At 64.8% G+C, this 25,503-nt stretch carries 10 protein-coding genes; 5 read left to right on the top strand and 5 right to left on the bottom strand.

Annotation, left to right across the window (positions count from 1 at the left end):
• Positions 1 to 7: 7 nt before the first annotated feature.
• The 5 genes from cysW to AC0L2Z_RS29965 all read right to left on the bottom strand — a co-directional run bounded on the left by cysW (position 8) and on the right by AC0L2Z_RS29965 (position 10,849).
• A complete protein-coding gene (gene cysW, locus AC0L2Z_RS29945; RefSeq protein WP_287291429.1) occupies positions 8 to 892 on the bottom strand; it encodes a sulfate ABC transporter permease subunit CysW in 885 nt (294 codons plus the stop codon).
• Complete coding sequence (gene cysT / locus AC0L2Z_RS29950; protein WP_095493088.1) at positions 885 to 1,736, bottom strand: sulfate ABC transporter permease subunit CysT; 852 nt, start codon at positions 1,734 to 1,736, stop codon at positions 885 to 887. Before cysT ends, cysW begins: the two co-directional genes overlap by 8 nt.
• Before the next feature lie 32 nt (positions 1,737 to 1,768).
• Complete coding sequence (locus AC0L2Z_RS29955) at positions 1,769 to 2,797, bottom strand: sulfate ABC transporter substrate-binding protein (protein ID WP_473630041.1); 1,029 nt, start codon at positions 2,795 to 2,797, stop codon at positions 1,769 to 1,771.
• 272 nt (positions 2,798 to 3,069) lie between these two features.
• Positions 3,070 to 5,175 carry a penicillin-binding protein 1C gene (gene pbpC / locus AC0L2Z_RS29960; RefSeq protein WP_473630042.1) on the bottom strand — a complete coding sequence of 702 codons (2,106 nt, stop codon included), beginning with the start codon at positions 5,173 to 5,175 and terminating at the stop codon, positions 3,070 to 3,072.
• A gap of 193 nt (positions 5,176 to 5,368) precedes the next feature.
• Positions 5,369 to 10,849: an alpha-2-macroglobulin family protein gene (locus AC0L2Z_RS29965; protein WP_473630043.1), complete on the bottom strand. Its 5,481-nt coding sequence runs from the start codon at positions 10,847 to 10,849 to the stop codon at positions 5,369 to 5,371.
• A gap of 304 nt (positions 10,850 to 11,153) precedes the next feature.
• Here AC0L2Z_RS29965 and AC0L2Z_RS29970 point away from each other — a divergent pair, with 304 nt between their 5' ends.
• The 5 genes from AC0L2Z_RS29970 (at position 11,154) to AC0L2Z_RS29990 (ending at position 25,473) form a co-directional block, all read left to right on the top strand.
• Entirely contained in the window at positions 11,154 to 13,082 is a 1,929-nt protein-coding gene (locus tag AC0L2Z_RS29970) for an autotransporter assembly complex protein TamA (RefSeq protein WP_287300786.1), read from the top strand.
• Positions 13,082 to 20,998 (top strand): translocation/assembly module TamB domain-containing protein, encoded by a 7,917-nt coding sequence (locus AC0L2Z_RS29975; protein WP_473630044.1) that lies wholly within the window; start codon positions 13,082 to 13,084, stop codon positions 20,996 to 20,998. Before AC0L2Z_RS29970 ends, AC0L2Z_RS29975 begins: the two co-directional genes overlap by 1 nt.
• A 390-nt stretch (positions 20,999 to 21,388) precedes the next feature.
• Positions 21,389 to 23,044, top strand: coding sequence for an ABC transporter substrate-binding protein (locus tag AC0L2Z_RS29980; RefSeq protein ID WP_023798676.1), 1,656 nt, complete (start codon positions 21,389 to 21,391; stop codon positions 23,042 to 23,044).
• A gap of 224 nt (positions 23,045 to 23,268) precedes the next feature.
• Positions 23,269 to 24,303, top strand: coding sequence for an ABC transporter permease (locus tag AC0L2Z_RS29985; protein WP_023798677.1), 1,035 nt, complete (start codon positions 23,269 to 23,271; stop codon positions 24,301 to 24,303).
• A gap of 12 nt (positions 24,304 to 24,315) precedes the next feature.
• The gene (locus tag AC0L2Z_RS29990; protein WP_128174266.1) at positions 24,316 to 25,473 is read left to right on the top strand and encodes an ABC transporter permease; all 1,158 of its coding nucleotides are present in this window, start codon (positions 24,316 to 24,318) and stop codon (positions 25,471 to 25,473) included.
• The last annotated feature ends 30 nt before the right edge of the window (positions 25,474 to 25,503 follow it).

Raw genomic sequence — 25,503 nt, forward strand, 5'->3', positions numbered from 1 at the left:
CCTTTTTTCAGTGTCCGCGCGTCGCGGCGAGCTCGGCGCCGTAGCGCATCTCGAGAAGTGTTTTCAAGACCAGCGTGACCAGCGCCAGGCCCGCAAGCAGTGAAGCAACGGCGAAGGCGGCTGCGGCATTGTATTCGTTATAGAGGATTTCGACATGCAGCGGCATGGTGTTGGTCAGTCCGCGTATGTGGCCCGACACGACGGAGACCGCGCCGAACTCGCCCATGGCGCGCGCATTGCACAACAAGACGCCGTAGAGCAGCCCCCATTTGACGTTGGGCAGCGTCACGTACCAGAACGCCTGCCAGCCATTGGCGCCGAGCGACAGCGCCGCCTCCTCGTCGCCATTGCCCTGCTCCTGCATCAAGGGGATCAGTTCGCGGGCGACGAACGGGAAGGTGACGAAGATGGTGGCCAGCACGATGCCCGGCACGGCAAACAGGATGACGATGCCATGCGCCTTCAGCCAGGCACCGAACAGGCCTTGCGCGCCGAACAACAGCACATAGACCAGGCCGGAAATGACCGGCGAAACCGAAAACGGCAGGTCGATGAGCGTGGTCAGGAAGGCCTTGCCCTTGAACTCGAACTTGGCGATCGCCCAGGCGGCGGAGACGCCGAAGACGATGTTGAGCGGCACCGAGATCGCCGCCACCAGCAGCGTCAGGTGGATCGCCGAGCGCGTGTCGGGGTTGGTCAGCGCCTCGGTATAAGCACCGAGACCCTTTGCGAAAGCCTCGTTGAAGACGACGATCAGCGGCAACAGCAGGAAAATGCCGAGGAAGGCAAAGGTCACGATCATCAGCACGGCCTTGGCCGGGCGGCTTTCGGTCACTGCCGCCGACTGGCTTTCGTGGTGCGGTGCGTAGGATTTGATCTCCGGATCAGCCATAGCGCTTGCGGCTCCACGTCTGCACCAGATTGATGACCAGCAGCATCACGAACGACAAAGCGAGCATGATCGCCGCGATCGCGGTCGCCGCCGCATAATTGTATTCCTCCAGCCGGATGACGATCAGAAGCGGCGCGATCTCGGATTTGTAGGGCAGGTTGCCGGCGATGAAGATGACGGAGCCGTACTCGCCGACGCCGCGCGCGAAAGCAAGCGCGAAACCGGTGACGATGGCCGGCGCCAGGCCCGGAAGCAGAACCCGGGCGATGGTCTGGAAGCGATTGGCGCCGAGCGTGGCGGCCACTTCCTCGACCTCCTTGTCGATCTCCTCCATGATCGGCTGGACGGTGCGCACGACAAAGGGCAGCCCGATGAAGATCAGCGCGATGACGATGCCGAGCGGCGTATAGGCGACCTTGATGCCGAGCGGCGCCAGCAGGCTGCCAAGCCAGCCGTTCGGCGCGTAGAGCGTGGTCAGCGCGATGCCGGCGACCGCTGTCGGCAAGGCGAAGGGCAGGTCGACCATGGCATCGACGATGCGGCGGCCAGGGAAGCTGTAGCGCACCAGCACCCAGGCAACGATGGTGCCGAAGACGACATTGACCATGGCGGCAATGAAGGCGGTGCCAAAGCTGATTTCAAGCGCGTTGATGGTGCGGCGGTCGGTGGCGATCGCCCAGAAATCGGCCCAGCCAAGCGCGGCCGATCGCCAGATCAGCCCTGACAGGGGAATGAGGATGATGAGCGTGAGGTAGGCAAGCGAGAAGCCGAGCGTCAATCCGAAACCCGGAATGACGCTCGGCTGTCTGAACCGCCACCCCGCCTTGGCGGGTGCTGTGGTCATGTCGTCCTGATCTAGAGTCTAGCTAACTGGGTCTACTGGGCCGGCTTGTAGATCTGGTCGAATATACCACCGTCGCCGAAATGGTAAGGCTGTGCTTTCTTCCAACCACCAAAAAGCGGATCGTCGATGGTGATCAGCTTGATCTCAGGCAGTCTGGCGAGGTCCTCGGGCGGTACCAAATCCGGCTTCGACGGGCGATAGTGGTTCTTGGCGATCAGCGTCTGGCCTTCGTTGGAGTAGAGGTAGCTCAGATAGGCTTCGGCGACTTTTCGCGTGCCCTTGGCATCGACATTGGCGTCGACCACGGCGACCGGCGGCTCGGCCAGGATCGAGGTCGGCGGGTAGACGATATCGAAATTGTCGGCGCCGAATTCGTCGAGCGCCAGATAGGCCTCGTTTTCCCAGGCCAGCAGCACGTCGCCGAGGCCTTTTTGCGCGAAGGTCACGGTTGCGCCGCGCGCACCGGTGTCGAGCACCGGAACATGAGAGTACAGATTGCCGACGAATTCCTTTGTCTTGGCCTCGTCGCCGCCATCCTTGGCGTTGGCATAGGCCCAGGCGGCGAGATAGTTCCAGCGTGCGCCGCCCGAAGTCTTGGGGTTGGGCGTGATCACCTGGACGTCGTCCTTGACCAGATCGCCCCAGTCCTGGATGCCTTTCGGATTGCCCTCGCGGACGAGGAAGATGATGGTCGAGGTGTAGGGCGCCGAATTGTTCTCGAATTTGGTCCGCCAGTTGGGATTGATCTTCTTCGATTTCTCGACGATGGCGTTGATGTCGCCTTCTAGCGCCAGCGTCACCACGTCGGCGTCGAGGCCGTCGATCACGGCACGGGCCTGTGCGCCCGACCCGCCATGCGATTGCTGGACGGTTACCGTCTCGCCGGTCTCGGCCTGCCAGTGGGCGGCGAACGCTTCGTCGAATCGCTTGTAAAGCTCACGCGTCGGGTCATACGACACATTGAGGATGGTGGTATCGGCGAACGCGAAACCGAGCGTGCCGAACTGGACAGATGTGGCGACCAGTGCGCCTAGCAGTTTCGTGAAATGAGGATTGGTCATTTCCGCCTCCGTTGAGATCACCTCAATCTACTGAATTGGTAGAAATTAGATGCAATCAATGTTGTTTTTTTTGGCCTTATGAAGCAATTTTTCGCCGGCTTTCGGCATCACGAAGAAATTCATTCCTCGCAACGCTGCAGTGCCGAATCCGGGCACATGAAGCAATCTATCTAGAGACAGGTCGCGCCTCGGCAGTGGCCTGAGGAGTCGAGCGTGTCCTGCTTACTCGCCGACCTAATGGAAAGCCAATTCCCTGAATCGCTTGGCGCATTCTATTCAACGAACACTTTCACGCTGGCCGCGCGCCCGGCCGCGTCGATCACGGTCAGGGTCGAATAGCCGGCGCCGTCCGGCTGCCAGGTCGCGGTGCGCCGCCGGTCGATGCCGACCAGCGGCTTGCCATTGGCCAGCCAGCGGAACGGGGCGCGGCCGCCTTGCAGCTTCAGCACCAGTGGCGTGGCGTCGGCGGTGGTAGCGGCGAGATCGACGTGGGCGCCGTCGGGCGGAAAGATGATCGTCGGCGCGGGCTCGGTCGGCGTCGCCTGGACCAGGCCGTCGGCGCCAGAACCGAAGCGCGCCAATGTCACCGGCAGATCGTCGCGCCTGGGTCTGGTGACGCCGGCCAGCTGGCCTGGCAGCGGCACGGCAGCCAGGCCGGAGCGGACAAAGCCCTCGAACAGGATCGGTGCGGCCGAGACATAGCCGGACAGGCCGGGCACCGCGCCGGCGTCGGGGCGGCCAACCCAGACGCCCAGCACATAGCGCCCGTCGAAGCCGACCGACCAGGCATCGCGGTAGCCGTAGGAGGTGCCGGTCTTGTAGGCGATGCCGCGCTGGGCGGCGCCCTCAGGCGGCTTGACGCCCGACAATATGTCGGTGATCTGCCAGTTCGCCTGATCGTCGAGGATGGTAGCGGTCGAGCGCTCGGCATTCGCCGGCTCGGTGCCGTCATGCAGCGTGTGTGCCTTGCCGCCATTGGCGAGCCCGGCATAGAGCTGGACGAGGTCGCGCAGCGTCACGCCGACGCCGCCAAGGCCGATGGCGAGACCCGGCGCCTTGTTGACGGGCAGGATCGGCGTGACGCCGGCCTGCCGGAAGCGCGCGAGCAGCCGCGCCGGCCCGACCGCGTCGAGCACACTGATCGCCGGCACGTTGAGCGACAGCTGCAGCGCCTGCCTGATGCTGACGTCGCCCTGATAGCCCATGTCGAAATTCTTCGGCCGATAGCCGGAGAAATCCGTCGGCCTGTCATCGATCAGCGTTTCCTGCGCCACCAATCCCTGCTCGAAGGCGAGCCCGTAGATGAACGGTTTCAGCGTTGAACCGGGCGAGCGGACGATCCTGGTCATATCGATCCAACCAGAGCGGCTGGCGTCGAAATAGTCGGCGGAGCCGACTTCGCCGAGGATGTCGCCGGTGCGGGCGTCGGCCAGCACCATGGCGACGGACAGGCGAGGGCCGAGTCTGGCGGCGGCATCCCTGGCCACCTGTTCCAGTCCTTCCTGGACACTCTTGCGGATCGTCAGCCGCAGCTTCTGGCCTGCGACGGCCCGGGGCAGCACTGTATAAGCGGCATGGGCGGCAAGCGCCGGCAGCGGGCGGCGGCTGCCGGGAACATCGTCGAGCGCGGCACGTGCGGCCTCGCGCTCGCCGAGCAGGCCTGATGCGACCATTCGCGTCAGCACCCGGTCGCGGGCGGCGTGGGCGATTGCGAGGTTGCGGTCGGGCCGGCGCTTTTCCGGCAGTTGCGGCAGCGCGACGAGCAGCGCCGCCTCCGAAACGGTCAGCCGCTTCGGCTCCTTGCCGAAATAGGCCAGCGAGGCGGCGCGCACGCCTTCGAGATTGCCGCCATAGGGCGCCAGCGTCAGATAGCGTTCGAGGATCTCGCGCTTGGTGAGCCGCCGCTCGATCTGCAGGGCGCGCAGCAGCTGCTTGAGCTTGGAGCCGAGGCTGCGGCTGTCGCGCGGTTCGGTCAGCCGGGCGAGCTGCATCGACAGCGTCGAGCCGCCGGAGACGATACGGCCATTGGTCGCGAACTGGCCGGCGGCGCGGGCCAGCGCCAGCACGTCGACGCCTTCATGATCCCAGAAGCGCTTGTCCTCGTAAGTCACCAGCATGTCGACGAAATGTCTGTCGACCTGGTCGAGGCGGGTGGCGAGCCGCCAATAGCCGTCCGGCGTGGCGAAGGCCCGCAACAGTTGGCCGTCGCGGTCCTGGACTTCGGTCGATACCGTCAGCGCCGCCGGCAGCGGCGGCGGTAAGGCGCGGTCGAGCTGCCAAAGGGTGGCGGCGGCGATTGCTGCGAAGCCGGAGAGGGAGGCGGCGGCGATGGCTGAACGGCGCAGGAATTTTTTGGAGAGCACGGCGCTGCCCCTCATCCGCCTGCCGGCACCTTCTCCCCGTATAGTGACGGGGAGAAGGGGGCTGTCACGGCCCACAGCGGCTTTTCAGCAGCGTTCGAGTTTGGCGAAAATTTCGGCGCAGGCCTCTTTCTCCCCGCCACTATACGGGGAGAAATGCCCGGCAGGGCAATGAGGGGCAGCGCCATCGCCATGGTTCGCCATCTTTGCCTTACGGCGCCCTGACCTCCATCATGCCGGTCGCGGTGCGGGCCGAATATTGCGGCCGGTACATGTCTTCGACGGTAGCCGCCGGATGGGCATAGGTGCCCGGCGTCACCGCACGCACGACATAGGCGAGCGTGATGTTGCGGTCGCCGTCGCCGTCGTTCGGATTGAAAGCGGCGACGAAACGGTCGTCGCGGAATTCGAGATGGGCGGCGTCGGTCTGGGCCAGCCAGGAAAAATTCGACAATTGGGCGCTGGAAACCAGGCCCGGATTATCGATCTCGAAGCCGGCCGGCAGCAGATCGGTGATCACCAGCCGCGACGGCCATTTGTTCTGCTCGTAGATACTGAGCACGACGACATAGCGTTCGTTCTGGGTCGCCTGCGTGACATTGGCTTCGGTGCCGTCGAGCTTGTAGTAGGTGCGGCCGATGGTGAAGCCGTCGCCGCTGGCCGGCAGCGGCTGGATCGGCGAGGCCACCGTGGTGACGACCGCCTGCAACGGGTTGCTGCCGGTGTTGGCGACGGTCAGCGGACTGTCGGCAATGTCGCTGCCGGCGATCTGGTCCGAATAGGCGCCGGCATGCGGCGCGCCATTGATGGTCAGCGCGATCGCATCATTGCCGGCCTTCAGGGCACGCGCCGCCAGCAGCATCCAGGACTCGTCCTGCGTGCTGGTCCATCTGACGGCGGCGCGTTCCTGCGTCACCCGCTTGATCAGCGCCGGCACGATCGTCGGCACCGGCTTGGATTCGGCGGCAAGCGCCAGCATCGCTGCGCCGTCACGCAGCGGCGAGCCATAATCGGACCTGTAGTAGTCGTATGCCGAGGTCGAATTGGCCAGTTGCAGGGCGGCCTGGAAGGTGGCTTCCGAGCGCTGCGTGTCGCCATAGAGCGCCAGGCCCGCCGCCAATTGGGCGACGGCCATCGGGCTGGTAAAGGCTTCGAGCTGGGTGTCGGCGTAGTAGCGCAGATCGCCGATCGAGGCCTTCTTGTTGCGGGCCAGCACATAGAGCGCATACGCGATCTCGCTGCCGCGATCCTTGACGTCCTGGTCATAGCCGATCGCGTTTTGCAGATTGCTCAGCGCCTGGTTCATCGCCAGCGCCGGCACGTCGTATTTCTGCTCGCGCGCCCGGGTCAGGAAGTCGGTGACATAGGCGTCGAGCCACAAATCGCCGGAGCCCGGGCCCCACAGGCCGAAGCTGCCGGCCGAGGCCTGATAGCTCAGCACCTTGTAGATGGCGTCCTGGATGCGGCCGTGCAGGTCGGTGTCGCTGGCCAGGCCGATGCCCGACGCCATCTCGTTGACATAGAGCAGCGGCATGGCGCGGCTGGTGGTCTGCTCGGCGCAGCCATAGGGGTAGCGGTCGAGCGTCATCAGCAGCGAGGGCACGTCGAAGGCCGCCGCCTGTGAAACGCCGACGCTGACCGAAGCACCGTCGAGCAGGCTTGCCGCCAAGAGCTCCTTGTCGACGCGCAGCGAGCCGCCATTGCCCTTGAGGTCGACCACCATGCGGGTGGTCACCGGCAATTGCGCCGGGCGCACCGGGACATAGAGCGTCTGCTCGACAGCGGTGCCGTCGGCATGGGCGAGCTTGATGGTGATCGAAGCGTTCCCCGGCGCCTCAGCGATCAACGGCACGGTCAGCGTCTGCCGCTTGCCCTTGGCCAGTGTCAGCTTTTCGGGCAGGGCGGCACTGCCGGTCGAAAGATCGCCTGACGTGTCGATCGACAGCGCATAGTCGCCCTCCGGACCGTCGGCGTCGGTGACGTCGAGCCGCATGAACGCCGAATCGCCGGGCGCCAGGAAGCGCGGCAGGCCGGCTGTGATCACCACCGGATCGCGCACGATCACGTCGGACTGGGCGTGACCGACCCCGTCCTCGGTCCAGGCGACGGCCATGACGCGCACGGTGCCGTTGAACTGTGGGATGTCGAAGTCGACCCGCGCCTTGCCGTCGGCGTCGAGCTGGACCGGACCGGAGAAGAAGGCGACCAGCTTTTCGGTCGGCGGGCTGCCTTGCGACTGGATGTTGGCGCCGTCGCCGCCACTGCGCAGCTTGCCAGTCGTGCCCAGCGAGCCGTCGATCAGGCGGCCGTAGAGGTCGCGTACTTCAAGGCCGAGCATGCGCTGGCCGAAGAACCAGGTCTCCGGATCCGGCACCTTGTAGTTGGTCAGGTTGAGAATGCCGACATCGACGGCCGCGACCATGACATAGGCGTTGGCGCCCCGCCGCACGCCGGCCACCGAAACCGGGATCGACAGCTGCTGGCGCGGCATGGTCTTGTCCGGCGGCGTCAGGCTGACGGCGAGCTTCTTGGAGCCCGGATCGACCTTCAGCCATTTGACGCCGATGGCGCGCGCCGGCATGCGGGTTTCCTGCGCATCACCCGGCCTGAACAGCGTTGCCGTGACATAGGCGCCGGCGCCCCAGTCGTCGCCGACCGGGATGTCGATGGTGCTGCCGCCGGCCGGCACGCTGGCGGTGACGGTCTTCAAGAGCTTGTCGGCGCCGATGGTGACGAGCAGCTCGCCGGCAAAATGCGGCGACACTTTGAGCTTGGCCACTTCGCCGGCCGCATAGCTGTCCTTGTCGAGGGCGATTTCGAGGCCGTCGGGCGTTTCGGTGGTGGTGGAGCTGACATACCAGCCGGCGTCGAACTCGTAGCTGGTCGCCGGGCCCTCCGGGTCAGACGTCTCGATCTCGAGCCGGTAGCGGCCCCAGTCGACCGGCAGCGAGACGGTGGCCTCGCCGTCGGCGGTCATGTCGACCTGGCCGCTGGCCACCGACTTGGTGAAGGTCACCGGCTCATAATTCCAGGAACTGCTGGAGCGGTACCATTGGTAGTTGCGTTCGACCTTGACCAGCGACCATTGCGCGCCTTGGAGCGCCTCGCGCTTGCCGTCGGGGTCGACGGCAATCAGGCCGAACTTCGCCGTGCCGCCTTGCGGCACCTCGTCGCCGTCGAAATCCGGGCGGATGCCGATCATCTGGCCCTGCGGCCGGATGGCGAAGTTGAGCGAGCGTTCGACGGCGCGGCCGCCGGTCTCGCGCATCCTGACCGTAACCTTGGCGTCGACCAGCCTGGTGGTCGAGGGCAACTGGTCGACGGAAACCGGGAAGGTCGCCTTGCCGTCGTCGCCGACCACCGGCAGGCCGGTGAACGGGGTGACTGACGGTTCCGCCGACTGCTCGTCGGCGAGGCCGAAGGAATAGCCCTTGAAGCGGTCCCAGGCGCGGGTGGTCGACAGCGTCAGTTCGCCTTCGAGCGCCAGCCCGGCGGCCGGCGCGCCATAAAGGAAGCGGCCGTCGACGGTAACGTTAGCGGTTTCGCCCTGCGCGATCTCCTGCTTGTCGGAGGACAGGTCGAACTCGATGCGATCCGGCACGAAATCCTCGACCAAAAACATCTGGCTGGCGACCGCCGCCTGCTTGGGGTCGGTGTGGATCGCCACCGTCCAGGTGCCGCGCATGGCGTTGGCTTCGAGCGGCAGGTCGACGGCATGGCCGCCGGCCGATGCGCCGTCGCTGATGATGCGGCGGTTCTCGACGCCGTCGGGACGGGTGAAGATGAAGGTCAGCGGCAGGTTCTCGACCGCCTTGGCGGCGCTGTCGCGGGCAAGTGCTGCGACATGGACGTCCTCGCCGGCGCGGTAGATGCCGCGTTCGGTCCAGGCATAGACGTCGAGCGCGCCCGGCGCCGGACGCCCGGTGACGCCGCGATCGGAAAGATCGAAGCCGGCGCGGCCCATGTCGAGGAAGACGAAGTCGCTGTCACCCTGCCTGGCTGTCAGCACGGCCGGCACCATGCCGCCGTCGCCGCGCGTCAGTCCGGGGTTGAAGACGGCGCGGCCTTCACCGTCCGTGGTCGCGGTGCCGAGGATCTCGTTGTTCCTGGCCAGCAGCGTCAGTTCAGCACCTGATATCGGCTTGGCGGTTGCGAGCGAACGGGCAAAGACGTTCAGCCCGTCCTGCCCGGTATAGGTCGACAGGCCGATATCGGAGACGACGAACCATTGCGTGGCGCGCGAATCATAGTCGTCGTCGTTCTCGTCGACCGGTTGCGCGGTCAGCACATAGACGCCGGGCTTGCGCTGCGGCAGCGCCTCGTCGACCGGGAAGGAGGTGGTGACTTCCTTGTTCAGGTCGTTGGCGATGTCGAGCTGGCCCTGCCAAACCGGCTCGCCCATCTGATCGGAAATGTTGGAGATGTCGTAGCCGTCAAGCTGGCGCAGGAACTGGTAGCCGGACAGAAGCTGGGTCAGCGAGCGATCGCCGATGCGAAAAAGCTTCATTTCGGCGGCGCTCATGTTGACGGTGACGACCGGGATGCCTCGGCGGGCGCCGGCCGGCAGCACGAAGCTGTCGCCGGTGAAACGGGCGGACGGGGCGCGGTCCTGCACATAGATCGACAGCACCACAGGGGTGGAGATCACCTCGCCGATGGCGGCCGGCAGGCCGGGACGGAAGGTCACGTCGTAATGCTGGCCGTGCTCGAGCCCCTCGACGCAGATCTGCTTGTCCTTGGCCTCGACGCCCTTGGGGGCGGCGTTGTCGACAGTGACGAATTGCGCGTAGTCGACGCCGGTCTTGACCAGGTCTTCGGAAAATTGCGCGCAGATGCGTGGCGCGCTGGTGTCGGCGTCGACCGTGTGATCGACGACGCGGAAGCCCTTGCGCGCCTTGAGGTCGTGGTAGGCGGCCGTGACCCAGGGCGAACTGACCAGCGCGAGGCTCGCTTCGTAGGCCTGCAGGGCCGGCCGAGCGAGGTCGCGGCGATCGAGCCCGTCGCCAAGCAGTGCCAGCGCTTCGGCACGGGTTGTTGTGGTGCGCAGCAATTTGTAGGCGTTGAAGCCGGCGGAGGTGGCGTTCGCCGGCAGGGTCGACGCCTCGGCGCTGTTGGCGGTCGGCTGCACGGCAAGTGTTTCCCGCGCCAGTTCAAGCCAGAGTTGGCCATCGTCGGGCAATACCGAAACCAAAGCCTCGTATTTTTGAACGGCCAAGCGGTGGTCGCCGGTCTGCGACGCTTGCCTTGCCGCCTCCCGCAGCGCCGTCAGTCCTTCGGTGGGCTTGGTGTAGGCCGGGCCGGTGAGCCTGTTGCGGTATTGCTGGGCCTGGTCGGCCATCCAGGCGGGGAAGAAGGCGAGCGCCGGCGGCGCGCCGATGTCGGGGTCGCCTTCGACGTTGACGACCTTGCCGGCGACGGCGCCCTTGAAGGGCTTCAGCGTGTTATAATCGGATTTGAGAAAACACCATTTGGCCTTGGGGTTGTAGGTGAAGGCGCGGCAGGCGGGATCGCCGAGACATGTCGTCGTGCACTGATCGAGGCTGACGTTCTGGTCGGATCTGAGATCGAAGCCGAAATAATCGGAATTGTCCGATGTCACCACCCGGCGCGCTTCGGCCGCTTGCGCGACACTGCCCCAAGCGAAAAAGAGAAGAAAAAGAATCGACAGACCACGAGCCGCGCGCATTGCCATGACACCCCTCCGGACACTGCTTACGTTACGTCCACGTTACGCCCAGACATGTTCAAGCTTCGGTCCAGCTTGTCAACACAAGGACGCGGCAGGTTCCCGCCTGCCAACGGTTTCCTTTCCGGCCGATGACCGGTAGTACCTCCACAGGACAGGGATCACGCTTTCTTGCGGCGACGCAGAAGGTGTGAATTCCAAGCCCTGTCCATTTCAGACAGTTGGATTGTGGCATTTGGATTGTGGCCCGTTTACGAGCAATTCAGAACTTCATTCCAATTTTAGCTTTGGCCGCTAGTGTAGAGTTGTAATGTCGGCGTATGAAAGGCAGATGTCGGGAGGAACCGCGCCACGGCGCGTGTTTTCGCTCGCCTTGCTTTCCGCCTTGCTATGCTCGACTGCACTGATTGGCGCGAGCGGAAATGCGGCCGCTTTCGAGATCTTCGGCATCAAGCTGTGGGGATCGTCGGAGGATGAAGATGCCGACATCGTCGATCCGCTGCGCTATGCGGTGACCATCGAGGCGCCCGACGCCGACGAGGATCTCGCCGAAAAGCTCGAAAACGCCTCGGCGCTGAAGGACGACGAAGAACGTCCGGTCTCCGGTTCGCTCGGCCTGCTGGCCAAGGCGCGTGCCGACCGCGATCAGCTTGTCGCCGCCCTTTATGCGGACGCCCGCTACGAGGGCGTCGTCACCATTACCATCGAAGGCAAGCCGCTCGACGATTTGCCGCCGGACGCCGAATTCTCGGGTCCGCAGCCGATTCCGGTGGTGATCAACATTGCGGCCGGGCCGAAGTTCACGCTTGGCGACATCAGGCTGGAGGGCGATGCGGCGGGGCTGTCGGGCGCCGATTTCGGCCTGATCGCCGGCGGCGATGCCGGTTCCGGTGCCGTGCTCAAGGCCGAGGCGTCGATCGTGCGGGCGCTCAAGGAGGACGGCAGGCCGCTGGCCAAGGTGACCGCCCGCGAGATCGTTGCCGATCACGCCACCTCGACGCTCGACGTGGCGCTGACCGTGGCCGCCGGGCCGGTTGCCGGCTATGGCGACACCACGGTCGAAGGCACCGAAAAGGTCGACCGCGATTTCACCGAATACATGACCGGCCTGAAGCGCGGCCGCCAATATTCGCCGGAAGAGGTCGACGAGGCGCGCGACCGGCTGCTCGGGCTGGAAGTCTTCAACAGCGTGACGCTGAAGGAGGCCGACGGTCTCGACGCCGATGGCAACATCCCGATCGGCGTCGAAGTGAGCGAGCGCAAGCCGCGCTATTTCGGCCTTGGCGGCACCTTCTCCAACACCGAGGGGCTCGGCCTCGAAGGCTATTGGGGTCACCGCAATCTGTTCGGCCGTGCCGAAAAACTGCGCATCGAGGGTGAAATCAGCGGCATCGGCAGCAACGAACTGACCGAGCTCAACTACAATGCCGGCATCATGTTCGAAAAGCCGGGCGTGGTCGGGCCGGCGTCTAAATTCTTCGCCGGCGCCAACACCGTGCTGGAGCATCCCGACGCCTACGACCGTTTCTCGGTCAAGGGCAACACCGGCCTGTCGTATGACCTCGACCGGCAGCAGACGGTTTCGGCGGAAGTCGCGCTCGACTATTCGAAGATCACCGATTCCTTCGGCAAGCACACTTTTCTGATCGCCAGCATTCCGCTGCGCTATGTCTACGACAACCGCGACAACCGGCTCAACCCGACGACCGGATTCAGGGCGCTGGCCTATGCCGAGCCGAGCTACGACATTTTGAACGGTGCCGCCTTCGTCAAGCTTAGGGGCGAAGGATCGGCCTATCAGTCGCTCGACGCGGCCTCGAAGTTCGTCCTGGCCGAACGCGTCGTCATCGGCTCGATCATCGGCGCCGGCCTTCAGGATGTTCCGGCCGACCGGCGCTTCTATTCCGGCGGCGGCGGCTCGGTCCGCGGTTATGCCTATCAGGGCATCGGTCCGAAGGACGCCGACGGAGAGCCGATCGGCGGGCTGTCCTTCTTCGAGACCTCGTTCGAGATGCGCATCGCCATCAACGACACGATCGGCGTCGTGCCGTTCGTCGATGCCGGCACCGTCTCGACCGATCAATTCCCGGATTTTTCCGGCATGAAGGTCGGCGCCGGCGTCGGCTTGCGCTATATTACGCCGTTCGGACCGTTGCGCATCGATGCGGCGGTGCCGCTCAACCCGGATCCCGACGACCCGGATTTCGGCATCTATGCCGGTATCGGCCAGGCGTTTTGATGACAATGTTCAAGCGCATCCTTCGCATTGCCCTTTACACGCTGCTCGTCCTGGTGGCGGCGGTGGTCGGTGCGCTCGTCGTGCTGACCAAGACCGAGCGCGGCCGCGCCAATCTCGCCGGCATCATCTCGACCGTGGCGTCGACCGATGACCAGAAGGTCACGGTCAGCGGCATCGACGGCATCTGGTCCGGCGCGCTGACGGTCGACCATGTGGTCCTGGAGGATCGCCAGGGCGCCTGGCTGGTGGCGCGCAAGGTGGCCGTCGACTGGTCGCCGCTGGCGCTTCTGTCGAAAAACTTCAGCGCCGGCCGCATCGGCGCCGATCGCATCGAACTGGCGCGGCTGCCGGCGGCCGGCACGCAGCCGAGCCAAGGTGGCGCCACCACGCTGCCGGTGTCGCTCGACATCAAGCAGATCGACCTGCCGGAAATCGCGCTCGGGCAGGCGCTGGTCGGCAGCGGTATCGCCGAGCTCGCCGCCAAGGGATCGTTCAAGGCCGATGCGGCGCCATTGGCGCTCGCAACCAGCCTCAACATCACCCGCCGCGACGGCAAGCAAGGCAAGCTCGACGCCAACATCCATTTCGCGCCCGCCGACAACAAGCTGGACCTCGATCTGAAGGCGTCGGAGCCGGCCGGCGGCATCATCGCCAATCTGCTCAAATTGCCGGATGCGCCGCCGGTCAACATCGTCGTCACCGGCACCGGGCCGGTCGCCAATTGGAGCGGCATCGGTACCTTCGTCGTCGACGGCCAGATCGTCACCCAGCTCACAGGTCGCCACCAGCTCACCGACAAGGGCAACTATGTCGAGGCCAAGGGCGACGGCGACTTCCAGCGCTTCTTGCCCGACAATCTGAAATCCTTGTTTGCCGGCAAGACCAGCTTCGACCTCGCCGGAACCGCGATCGTGACGGGCGGCGTCGAGGTCGAGCGCGCCAGCATCGACAGCGATGCCGTGCATGGCACCGCCGCGGGCATCATCGACCCCAACGGCGCCAGCGACCTTTCGGTGGAACTCGCCGCCAAGGGTCCACCAATCGTGCTCAGCCTCGGCGCCGCGGCGCAGCCGGTGACGGTCGCGATCACCGGCGCCACGGCTCGCGCGTTCGGCGGCGGCAAGGCGCCGATAATCGACATCGGCGCGTCCTTGGTCTCGGTGGTGGCGGGCGGCACGCGGGTGGACGATCTGGTGGCCGAAATCCATTCCGACGGCTTTGACATCCAGGACCGCAGCGGACCGGTCACCATCAAGCTTATCGCCGGCGGCCTGAACACCGACGTGGCGACGCTGGCGCCGCTGGTGACCGGCAGGGTCACCGCCGACCTCGCCGGGTCGGTCAGCAAGGACGAGATCGTCGTCGATCAAGGCACGCTGCGCAGCGATGCGCTCAATGCCTCGGTGACATCCAAGGTGACGCTGGCCGATCTGGCGATGACGCTCAAGATGAATGCCGATGCCGTCTCGACTGCGCTGCCGCCGCAGATCCGCCCGGTTCTCGGCGAGCGTGTGACATTCTCGGCGACCGCGACCCGCGACCCGCAAGGCTTGTTTGCCGCCAATGCGCTGCGACTCAATTCGGGCTCGCTCAGCGCCAGCGGCACCGCCAGCGCGACGGGCACCGACATCCAGGCCGACATCAGGGGCACGCTCGGCGATGTCTCGGTGCTGTCGCCGATGGTTGGCGTACCGGTCGGCGGGGCCGTCAATTTCGCGCTGACGGCGAGCGGCGCGCGCTCGGCGCCGGATTTCTCGGTCTCGGCCGACAGCGACAGCCTGACCGCGTCGGGCCGGACGGTCAAGACGATCAAGCTGACAGCGACGGGCAAGGCCGACATCGTCAATCCCGCTGCCGATGTCGCACTGACAGGGTTCGTCGACGACCAGCCGCTCGATCTCAGGGCATCTTTGGTGACGCGTGACGGAACGCGTTCCCTCAACGGGCTTAGCCTGTCGCTGGCCGACAACAAGGTCTCGGGCGATCTCGTGCTCGACGACAGCTTGCTGCCGCTCGGCACGCTGACCCTCGAAGCGCCCGATATCGGCCCGCTGGCCGCGCTTGCCGGGCAGACGGCGGCCGGCGACGTGCAGGGCAGCATCCGCCTCTCGAATGATGGTGGCGCGCCGACGGTAGTCATCGATATGACGAGCGGGTCTATTTCCCGCGGCGATCTGGCGGCGAAGACCATCGCCGTCAAGGCGCTGGTCGCCAACTTTCTCAATGCGCCGGCGATCTCCGGCACGATCAAGGCCGACACGGTCACATCAGGCGCCACCGTGATCAGCGGCATCGGTGTCGATTTGAAGCGCGACGGCGACTGGACCGGGTTTTCCGGCGGCGCCACCGTCGCCGGCATTCCGGCCAGGGCCGAAGGCAGGGTGAAGATCGCCGACGGCACGACAAGCGTCGAAATCGCTTCCGGCGAAGCGACCATTCGCGGCATCAAGGCGGCGATCGCGCAGCCGTCGACCCTGAGCATCGCCAATGGCAACGCCAGCATCGAGAAGCTGATGCTCGATGTCGGCGGCGGATCGGTGACCGTATCCGGCACCGCCGGCCAGACGCTCGACCTTGCGGCAGAGTTTTCCCGGCTGCCGGCCGCCCTGGCCAATGATTTTTCACCCGGCCTCGACGCCGTAGGCACGCTCGGTGGAACGGCGCATGTGACGGGACCGTCGGCAGCCCCTGACATTCGTTTCGATGCGCAGCTCAACGACGCCGAGACCAGCCAGACCCGCCAGGCGGGGCTTGGGCAGCTCAACCTCGATGCGGCAGGCAGCTTCTCCTCCGCCGGCGGCGTCGCCATCGACAACGCGACGCTTGCCGGAGACAAGATTTCCGGCAAGGCAGCCGGCACCATCAATCCGAACGGCGCCAGCGATTTTTCGCTCGACCTGGCCTCGACCGGCCCGAGCCTGCCGCTGGCGCTTGGCAGCACCGAGAGCCCGATCAAGCTCGAGTTGCAGGCGCTGTCGGTGGAGGTCGCGGGGCAGGGCACGCAATCGACGCTGAATATCTCCGCGACACTGCCGTCGGTCGCCACCAACCTCGCCAAGGCCGAAGGCATCGCGCTTGCGCTCCATTCCGACGCCTTCGATCTGAAGGGCCGAACAGGGCCGATCTCCGGCACGGTGACGGCGGACAAAATCGGCCTGGACAATCCGACCATCGCGCCGCTGCTCGCCGGAAAGATTACTGCCAAGGTCGCCGGCGATCTCGCTACCGATACCATCGTCATCGACAGCGGCTCGGTAACGAGCGAGGTACTGGACAGCGGCTTTAATGGAAGGGTCTCCCTGGCCGATGGCGCCATCGATCTCAACCTCAGGGCGGTTGCGGCTTCCGCGGCACTGCCGGCGGCAGTGCGCGGCGTGCTCGCCGAGCGGACGCAGCTCAGCGCGGCACTGAAGCGCGACGCCAACGGCAATGTTATCGCCAACGCCATCAGGCTGGTATCAGGTGCATTCAGCGCCGACGGGCAGGCCAGCCTCGCCGACAACAAGGTCAGCGCCGACGTCAAGGGCGCGCTCGCCGACATCTCGCTTCTGTCCGGGGATGCCAAGGGCGCCATCACCTTCGCGCTGAACGCGCAAGGCGCCAACACCGCGCCCGACCTGTCGCTGACGGTCAACAGCGACCGGCTTTCGGTGGCGGCGCGAGAAATCACCGGGCTAAAGCTCACCGCGACGGGGAAGGGCAACATCGCCAGCCCGGCGGCCGATATCTCGCTCACCGGATCCGTCAATGACGAGCCACTCGATTTCAAGGCGTCGCTGGTAACGCGCCAGGGAAAGCGGTCCATAAACGGACTAAGCCTGTCACTGGGCGACAACAAAGTTTCCGGCGACCTTGCTCTCGACGATCGATTCCTGCCGCTCGGCACGGTTGCGCTGGATCTACCCGATATCAGTCCGCTCGCAGCCCTGGCGCTGGAAAAAGCTGACGGCGACGTGCGTGGCACGATCGTCTTCTCGAAGACCGGCAATGCGCCTCATGTCGCCATCAAGGCGACCACAGATTCAATTTCGCGCGGCGATCTTTCGGCAAAGACGGTCACCATCGATGCGCTGATTGCCAACTATGTCGCCGCACCGGCGATCTCCGGTAAAATCCGTGCCGACAGCGTCACCTCCGGCGGCACCGTGATCAGCGGCATCGATGTCGATTTGAAGCGCGACGGCGACTGGACCGGGTTTTCCGGCGGCGCCACCGTTGCCGGAATTCCGGCCAGGGCCGAAGGCAGGGTGAGGATCGCGGACGGCACGACAAGCGTCGAAATCGCTTCCGGCGAAGCGACCATTCGCGGCATCAAGGCGGCGATCGCGCAGCCGTCGACCCTGAGCATCGCCAATGGCGCGGCCAGCATCGAGAAGCTGATGCTCGATGTCGGCGGCGGATCGGTGACAGTGTCCGGCACCGCCGGCCAGACGCTCGATCTCGCGGCAGAGTTTTCCGGGCTGCCGGCCGCCCTGGCCAATGATTTTTCACCCGGCCTCGACGCCGCGGGCACACTCGGTGGAACGGCGCATGTGACGGGACCGTCGGCAGCCCCTGACATTCGTTTCAATGCGCAGCTCAACGGCGCCGAGACCAGCCAGACCCGCCAGGCGGGGCTTGGGCAGCTCAACCTCGATGCCGCAGGCAGCTTCTCCTCCGCCGGCGGCGTCGCCATCGACAACGCGACGCTTGCCGGGGACAAGATTTCCGGCAAGGCTGCCGGCACCATCAATCCGAACGGCGCCAGCGATTTTTCGCTCGACCTGGCCTCGACCGGCCCGAGCCTGCCGCTGGCGCTTGGCAGCACCGAGAGCCCGATCAAGCTCGAGTTGCAGGCGCTGTCGGTGGAGGTCGCGGGGCAGGGCACGCAATCGACGCTGAATATCTCCGCGACACTGCCGTCGGTCGCCACCAACCTCGCCAAGGCCGAAGGCATCGCGCTTGCGCTCCATTCCGACGCCTTCGATCTGAAGGGCCGAACAGGGCCGATCTCCGGCACGGTGACGGCGGACAAAATCGGCCTGGACAATCCGACCATCGCGCCGCTGCTCGCCGGAAAGATTACTGCCAAGGTCGCCGGCGATCTCGCTACCGATACCATCGTCATCGACAGCGGCTCGGTAACGAGCGAGGTACTGGACAGCGGCTTCAATGGAAGGATCTCGCTGGCCGACGGCGCCATCGACCTCAACCTCAAGACCGACGCCGTTTCCGCGGCGCTGCCGGCGGCAGCGCGCGGCGTGCTCGCGCAGCGGACGGAACTCAGTGCCGCGCTGAAGCGCGACGCCAATGGCAATGTCACCGCCGATGCGATCAGGCTGGTATCCGGCGCGCTGACCGCCGACGGGCAGGCCAGCCTTGCCGACAACAAGCTCACCGTCGACATCAAAGGCGCGCTGGCCGACATCTCGCTTCTGTCAGGGGACGCCAACGGCGCCATCACCTTTGCGCTGAACGCGCAAGGCGCCAGCACCGCGCCCGACCTGTCGCTGACGGTCAACAGCGAGCGGCTTTCGGTTGCCGAACGCGAGATCACCGGGTTGAGCCTCACCGCCACCGGCAAGGCCGATGCCGCCAACCCGGCGGCCAATGTCCAACTGACCGGAAACGTCGCGGGCCAGCCCCTGCAAGGCAGCGCCGTGCTGGCGACGTCAAACGGCAAGCGCGCCATCGACGGGCTTTTGCTGTCGCTCGGCAAGAACCGGATATCAGGCGACCTGGCGCTTGACGAGGCGTTCGTGCCTGAAGGCACCGTGGCGCTCGACCTACCTGACATCGGACCGCTGGCAGCGCTTGCGCTGGAAAAGGCGGAAGGCGACGTGCGCGGCACGATCGTGTTCTCGAAGACCGGCAATGCGCCTGGCGTCACCGTCAAGGCTTCGACGGCGTCGATTACACGCGGTGATGTTTCGGCGAAGACGGTGACCATCGATGCATCGATCGGCAACTATCTCGCGGCACCGGTGATCTCCGGAAAAATCCGGGCCGACAGCGTCACCTCCGGCGACACCGTCATTCGCGGCATCGATGTCGATCTCACCCGTGACGGCGACTGGACCGGCTTTTCCGGCGGCGCCACCGTCAAGGACATTCCGGCCAAGGCGGCCGGCCGCGTCAGGGTCGCCAATGGCACGACGACGGTTGAGCTCGCCTCCGGCCAGGCGACGATGCGCGGCATCAAGGCGGCGATCGCCCAGACCTCGACCATCACCATCGCCAACGGCACCACCAGCCTGGACAGGCTCGCACTCAACCTCGGCGGCGGCACGGCGACGGTTTCGGGCAAGGTCGGGGAGGCGCTCAATCTCAACGCGACGCTGGCGCGGGTGCCGATGTCGCTCGCCAACAGTTTCTCGCCCGGCCTCGATGCCGCCGGCACGATCTCGGGCACGGTGAAGGTGACGGGCGCGCCGGCCAATCCGGCCGTCGCCTTCAAGGTCGACGCCGCAGGCGTCCAGACGTCGCAGACCCGCGGCGCCGGTTTCGGCGGCATGGGCGTTTCGTCCTCCGGCACGTTTTCCGGCAACCGACTGACCTTCGAGGCCAACATGAGCGATGCCGCCGGTCTCGGCCTCAAGGGCGGCGGCACGATGACGACATCAGGCACGCCGACGCTTGATCTCGACTTTTCCGGCAAGGTGCCGTTCGCCTTCCTGACCCGGACACTGGCCGCACAAGGCCTGTCGTTGAGCGGCACTGCCGACGTCAATCTGAAGGTGCGCGGCCCGGCGACGGCGCCGGTGATCACAGGCACGGTCCGCACGTCAGGTGCCCGCCTGATCGATGCACGCTCGGGACTTGCAATCAACGACATCACCGCCGATGTGGCGATCGGCGATGGCGTCGCCAGGATCAACCGCCTGACCGGCAATTTGTCGACGCGCGGCAGCCTGTCGGCCAGCGGCACGGTCGGCATCAATCCGGCGCAAGGCTTTCCGGCCGACCTGTCGGTCAAGCTCGTCGACGGTCGCTACACCGACGGCAGGGTGGTCACCGCCAATCTCGGCGGCGACCTGACCATCAAGGGGCCACTCGCATCGGCGCCGTTGATCTCGGGTACGATCAACCTGGCCAAGACCGTCATCACCGTTCCCGAAAAGTTGCCGGGCTCGCTGGCGGCGCTCAACATCAGGCACAAGAACGCACCGGCCGCCGTGCGCGCGCAAGACAAGGCGTTGCGTCCGGCGACGGCGAGCAGCAGCAGCGGTGGTGGCGGCCTCAACCTCGATGTCACGGTCAACGCGCCCAGCCAGATCTTCATCCAGGGCAGGGGCGTCGATGCCGAGCTTGGCGGTTCGCTGCGGCTGACCGGCCCGGCATCGTCGCCGCAAGCGGTCGGCACCTTTGACTTGCAGCGCGGTCGGCTGTCGATCCTGGCCAAGCGGCTGACCTTCACCGAAGGCACGGTCGGCTTTTCGGGGTCGCTGGTGCCTTATCTCAATCTCACGGCGACATCGACGACGAGCAGCACCACCGTCACCATCGTGGTTTCGGGCGAGGCGACCAATCCGAAATTCAACTTCTCGTCGGTGCCGGCATTGCCAGAGGACGAGGTCCTGGCGCAACTGATTTTCGGCCGCTCGATGTCGAACCTGTCGCCGCTGCAGATCGCCCAGCTTGCCGAAGCCGCCGCGCAACTGGCCGGCATCGGCGGCTCGACCTCGCTGCTCCAGAACCTGCGCAGCGCCATCGGCGTCGACGATCTCGACGTCGTCACCGACGAGGAGGGCGGCACCGCGGTCTCGGCCGGCAAATATCTCAACGACCGCACCTATGTGACGATCCAGAAGGGCGACAAGCCGGGTTCGGGCAAGGCGGCGATCGATCTCGACGTCGGCCGCGGCGTCAAATTGCGCGGCGAAGCCACCGATGCCGGCGAAGCCAAGGGTGGCATTTTCTACGAACGCGAGTACTGAAGCCGGCCGGCGAGATAGGGTCCGGCAGTCCGACAGCCCTCGTCGCCGTTCTGGCACTCATCCGCGATCGGCCGGCGCGGTGCAAAGCTTCGCGCATGACCGCGAGAATCGAAATCGATTTCGGCGCAAAATCAAACCGCTACAGCGTCCGTTGCGCGCCCGACGGGACGTGCGGCGCGGTAGTGAATGTCTCAGTTTGATCGATGCCGGAGATTCGAACGAAATCTGCCGGGCAATAGCAATTTTGCGCCAAGACTGTCGTTATCACGCGAACTGCTTCCCTTCCAAAGTTGCACATTCCTTGGCATGTTCCCAATCCGGTGCCGTTTTTGACATCACGGCCCGGATGCGGAATGGTAAAAGGCAGAAAGCCAACAATGGGAGTTCTCGATGACAATCTACAAGAGTAATGGCGACCGCGTTCCGGATCACATCCATGCGATGGCCCAGGAAGCCAGGGCCGGACGTGTCGATCGCCGCGAGTTTCTCGCTTTGGCCAGCGTCTTCGGCGCGTCCACGGCGATGGCCTATGGCATGCTCGGCCTCGCCGACCCGACGCCGGCGAGAGCGCAGGACGCGCAGGGCAAGAAAGGCGGCATACTGAAGGTCGCTATGTGGATCAAGGATCCGAAGGATCCGCGCAAGGCCGACTGGTCGGAGATCGCCAATGCCGAGCGCCAGGCGCTCGAGCCGCTGGTCAAGTACACGAACGAATACACGTTCCGCCCCTACCTGCTCGAGAGCTGGGACGTCAACGACGACGCCACCGAATACACGCTGCATGTGCGCAAGGGCGTCACCTGGAACAACGGCGATCCGTTCACCGCCGACGATGTCATCTTCAACTTCAAGCGTTGGGCCGACAAGAAGGCCGAAGGCAATTCCATGCCCGGTCGTCTCGGCTCGCTGGTCAAGGACGACAAGCTGGATGAGAGCGCCGTCACCAAGGTCGACGAACACACGGTCAAGCTGACGCTCAGCTCGCCGGATATCGCGCTCATCCCCAACGTGTGCGACTATCCCGGTCTCGTCGTCCACAAGACCTTCGACGAAAAGGGCGGCGATTTCAAAGCCTGCCCGATCGGCACCGGCCCATTTGAACTGGTCTCCTACGATGTCGGCCAGAAGGTCGTCTACAAGCGCCGCGAAGACAACAAGTGGTGGGACGGTGAGGTGTTTCTCGACGGCGTCGAGTTCATCGACTATGGCACCGATCCGGCGGCGATGGTCAGCGCTTTCGAAGCCGGCGAAGTCCATACCAATTTCGAGACGTCGGCCGACTATGTGTCGATCCTCGACGGTGTCGACCTGGTCAAGTCCGAGGTGGTCACCGCTTCGACGATCGTCTGCCGCACCAATGTGACCAACAAGCCGTATGACGATCAGAAGGTTCGCAACGCGCTGCAGCTTGCGGTCGACAACGCTGTCGTCCTGCAGCTCGGCTACGGCAATGCCGGCACAGTTGCCGAAAACCACCATGTCTCGCCGATCCATCCGGAATACTTCGAGCTGGCGAAGATTGCCCGCGATCCGGCCAAGGCTAAGGCGCTGATGGCTGAAGCCGGCCAGGCCGACTTCGAGCACGAGTTGATCACGGTCGACGAAGACTGGCACAAGAACACCGGCGATGCGATCGCCGCGCAGATGCGCGACGCCGGCATCAAGGTCAAGCGTACGGTGCTGCCGGGCTCGACCTTCTGGAACGACTGGACCAAATACCCGCTGTCGATGACCAACTGGAACATGCGGCCGCTCGGCGTCCAGGTTCTGGCGATCGGCTATCGCACCGGTGAAGCCTGGAACGAGACGGGCTGGGCGAATGCGGAGTGGGATGCCAAGCTCAACGCGGCGCTCGCCGTTGCCGACCCCGCCAAGCGCAAGGAAATGATGAAGGACATCGAGCAGATCCTGCAAGATGCCGGCATCATCATCCAGCCCTACTGGCGCAAGCTCTACAGCCATTCGGTCGCTTCCGTTAAGAACTACGGCATGCACCCGACCTTCGAGCGCGACTACGGCAAGGTCTGGCTCGACGAGGAGGCCTGATCGGATCGATCGTGGAAGGGGCGGTTCGCCCCTTCCACCCACGCCATGCATGATCCCACAACCGCAGATCGGCGCAGAAAAAAAGCGCAGACTCTTCGGAAAGGGGCGTGCAATAAGACAGGGTTGATCGCATTCTGAGGGTCCGTTTGACAGCCAGCTCTGCCGATTGCGGCTGAGCTGGCTCCGAGCCGGCCTCAACCCCAACCAGCCGGCAGGGGACCGCCATGCTTTCTTTCATCCTTCGACGCCTCGTCACCATGGCATTGACGATGCTGTGCCTGACGATGGTCGTGTTCTTCCTGATCAATCTCGATCCCAATCTGAAAAAGCTGGCGATCAGCCAGACCGAAATGCACACCTCGGCCGAGCAGCTCGAAAACTGGCTTGTCAACCATGGCTACCGCCAGAATTTCTTTTCCCGCTATGGCCAATGGCTGGGTATCGTGCCCAAGCAGCCAGTCACAGACCCGGCAACCGGCAAACCCACGCGACGTTTTGCCTTCTGCAACGATCCTGTCGAGCCGACATTCTCCGGCGTTCTGCAGGGTGACTTCGGCTGCTCGACCAAGTTCAAGACGACGGTCGCGTCGAAGCTATTCCCGGCGCTTGGTGCTACCGGAATCCTGATGTTCTGGGTGCTTGTGGTGATGGTGCCGATCTCGCTGCTGATCGGCATCCTCGCCGGCATGCGCGAAGGCTCGCGAACCGACCGGACCTTGTCGGTCGCCTCGATCGCCTCGACGGCGACGCCCGAATATGTCTCGGGCGTCATTTTCACCGTCATCTTCGCCTCATGGCTCGGCCTGCTGAACGGTTCGGCGGCTTCCGCCAGCCGGGGCATCACCTTCTACAACTTCACCTTGCCTGTGATGACGCTGGCGATCTATGGCATCGGCTATATCGCCCGCATGACCCGCGCCTCGATGGTCGAGGTGATGACGCAGCAATATATCCGCACCGCCCGGTTGAAGGGCCTCTCCTTCGGCAGCGTCGTGGTCAAGCACGCGCTGCGCAACGCGCTGATCGCGCCATTCACCGTCATCATGCTGCAATTTCCCTGGCTGCTCACCGGCGTCGTCATTGTCGAGGTGATGTTCCGCTACCAGGGGTTTGGCTACACGCTGGTCGAGGCGGCGGGCAACAACGATATCGATCTTTTGCTCGGCTGCTCCCTGGTCTCGGTGTTCATCGTCCTGATCACGCAGCTCATTTCCGATGTCGGCTACGCGTTTCTCAATCCGCGTATCAGAGTTCAATAGGGGATCGAGCGGATGCAGCTTGAATATATCGGCGCCTTCAATGTGGTGCTTGGCGTGCTTGCGCGTTTCTGGCCGGTCTGGATCGCTCTCGTCGTGGTGATGGGGGCGAGCTTCGCCTACAAGAAGAGGCTTGGCCTCTACGGTCAGCTCTTCGACAGCAGCGTCGGCATCGTCGGCGTCGGCATCTGCCTGTTCTGGCTGTTCACGGCGATCTTCGCGTCGACCGTCTCGCCGTTCAATCCGCTTGTCCAGATCCCGATCATGAAGGACGCCCTGCCGGGCGCGGTCGAGCCGCAATCGGGACTTGTCTACCTGTTCGGCGGCGACAAGCTTGCCCGCGACGTGTTCAGCCGCATGGTCTACGGCAGTCAGATCGTGCTGATCATCGCGCCGGCGGCGACCGGGTTTGCGCTGATGGTCGGCATCACGCTCGGTCTGCCGGCCGGCTATTATGGCGGCAGGATCGATACGGTGCTGTCATTCCTCGCCAATCTGGTGCTCGCCTTCCCGGTGATCCTGCTGTTCTACCTCCTGGTGACGCCGGGCATCATGGAGACACCGATCCCCTATGCGATGGCCGGCCTGTTCTTCATGTTCCCGATCATCTTCTTCAGCGTGCTGTTCTGGACGCGCTACAAGAAACGGCCCGACCGCCTTTACATCCTGCTGGGGCTGACGCTGATCATTGGCGGCTGGGTCTATGCCGGCCTGGTCTTCGATGCCGATCCGTTCAGGATCATCCATATCGATCCCAACCAGCTCAACATCTTCGTGGCGGTGGTGTTCGCCTCCAGCCCCGGCGTGTTCCGCATCGTGCGCGGCCTGGTCATGGACATCAAAACGCGCGACTATGTGGCGGCGGCGCAGACGCGCGGTGAATCGCCCTGGTACATCATGCTGTGGGAGATACTTCCCAATGCGCGCGGGCCGCTGATCGTCGATGCTTGCCTGCGTATCGGCTACACCACGATCCTGCTCGGCACGCTCGGCTATTTCGGCCTGGGGCTGGCGCCCGAGAGCCCGGACTGGGGCACCGCGATCAAGGATGCCAGCCGGCTGCTGCGCTCCTTCATCCATCCGGCGCTGCCGCCGACGATCGCGCTGATGTCGTTCGTGCTGGGCCTTAATCTGCTGGCCGACTCGCTGCGTGAGCAATCGATGAAAGATTGATGGACGGGTTCTCGACCCGATATGCTGAAA

The sequence above is a fragment of the Mesorhizobium sp. WSM4850 genome (assembly GCF_055811735.1).

Excerpts from the sequence above, each read along its gene's own strand:
- cysW (WP_287291429.1), bottom strand. The coding sequence starts at position 892 with ATGGCTGATCCGGAGATCAAATCCTACGCACCGCACCACGAAAGCCAG.
- cysT (WP_095493088.1), bottom strand. The coding sequence starts at position 1,736 with ATGACCACAGCACCCGCCAAGGCGGGGTGGCGGTTCAGACAGCCGAGC.
- AC0L2Z_RS29955 (WP_473630041.1), bottom strand. The coding sequence starts at position 2,797 with ATGACCAATCCTCATTTCACGAAACTGCTAGGCGCACTGGTCGCCACA.
- pbpC (WP_473630042.1), bottom strand. The coding sequence starts at position 5,175 with ATGAGGGGCAGCGCCGTGCTCTCCAAAAAATTCCTGCGCCGTTCAGCC.
- AC0L2Z_RS29965 (WP_473630043.1), bottom strand. The coding sequence starts at position 10,849 with ATGGCAATGCGCGCGGCTCGTGGTCTGTCGATTCTTTTTCTTCTCTTT.
- AC0L2Z_RS29970 (WP_287300786.1), top strand. The coding sequence starts at position 11,154 with ATGTCGGCGTATGAAAGGCAGATGTCGGGAGGAACCGCGCCACGGCGC.
- AC0L2Z_RS29975 (WP_473630044.1), top strand. The coding sequence starts at position 13,082 with ATGACAATGTTCAAGCGCATCCTTCGCATTGCCCTTTACACGCTGCTC.
- AC0L2Z_RS29980 (WP_023798676.1), top strand. The coding sequence starts at position 21,389 with ATGACAATCTACAAGAGTAATGGCGACCGCGTTCCGGATCACATCCAT.
- AC0L2Z_RS29985 (WP_023798677.1), top strand. The coding sequence starts at position 23,269 with ATGCTTTCTTTCATCCTTCGACGCCTCGTCACCATGGCATTGACGATG.
- AC0L2Z_RS29990 (WP_128174266.1), top strand. The coding sequence starts at position 24,316 with ATGCAGCTTGAATATATCGGCGCCTTCAATGTGGTGCTTGGCGTGCTT.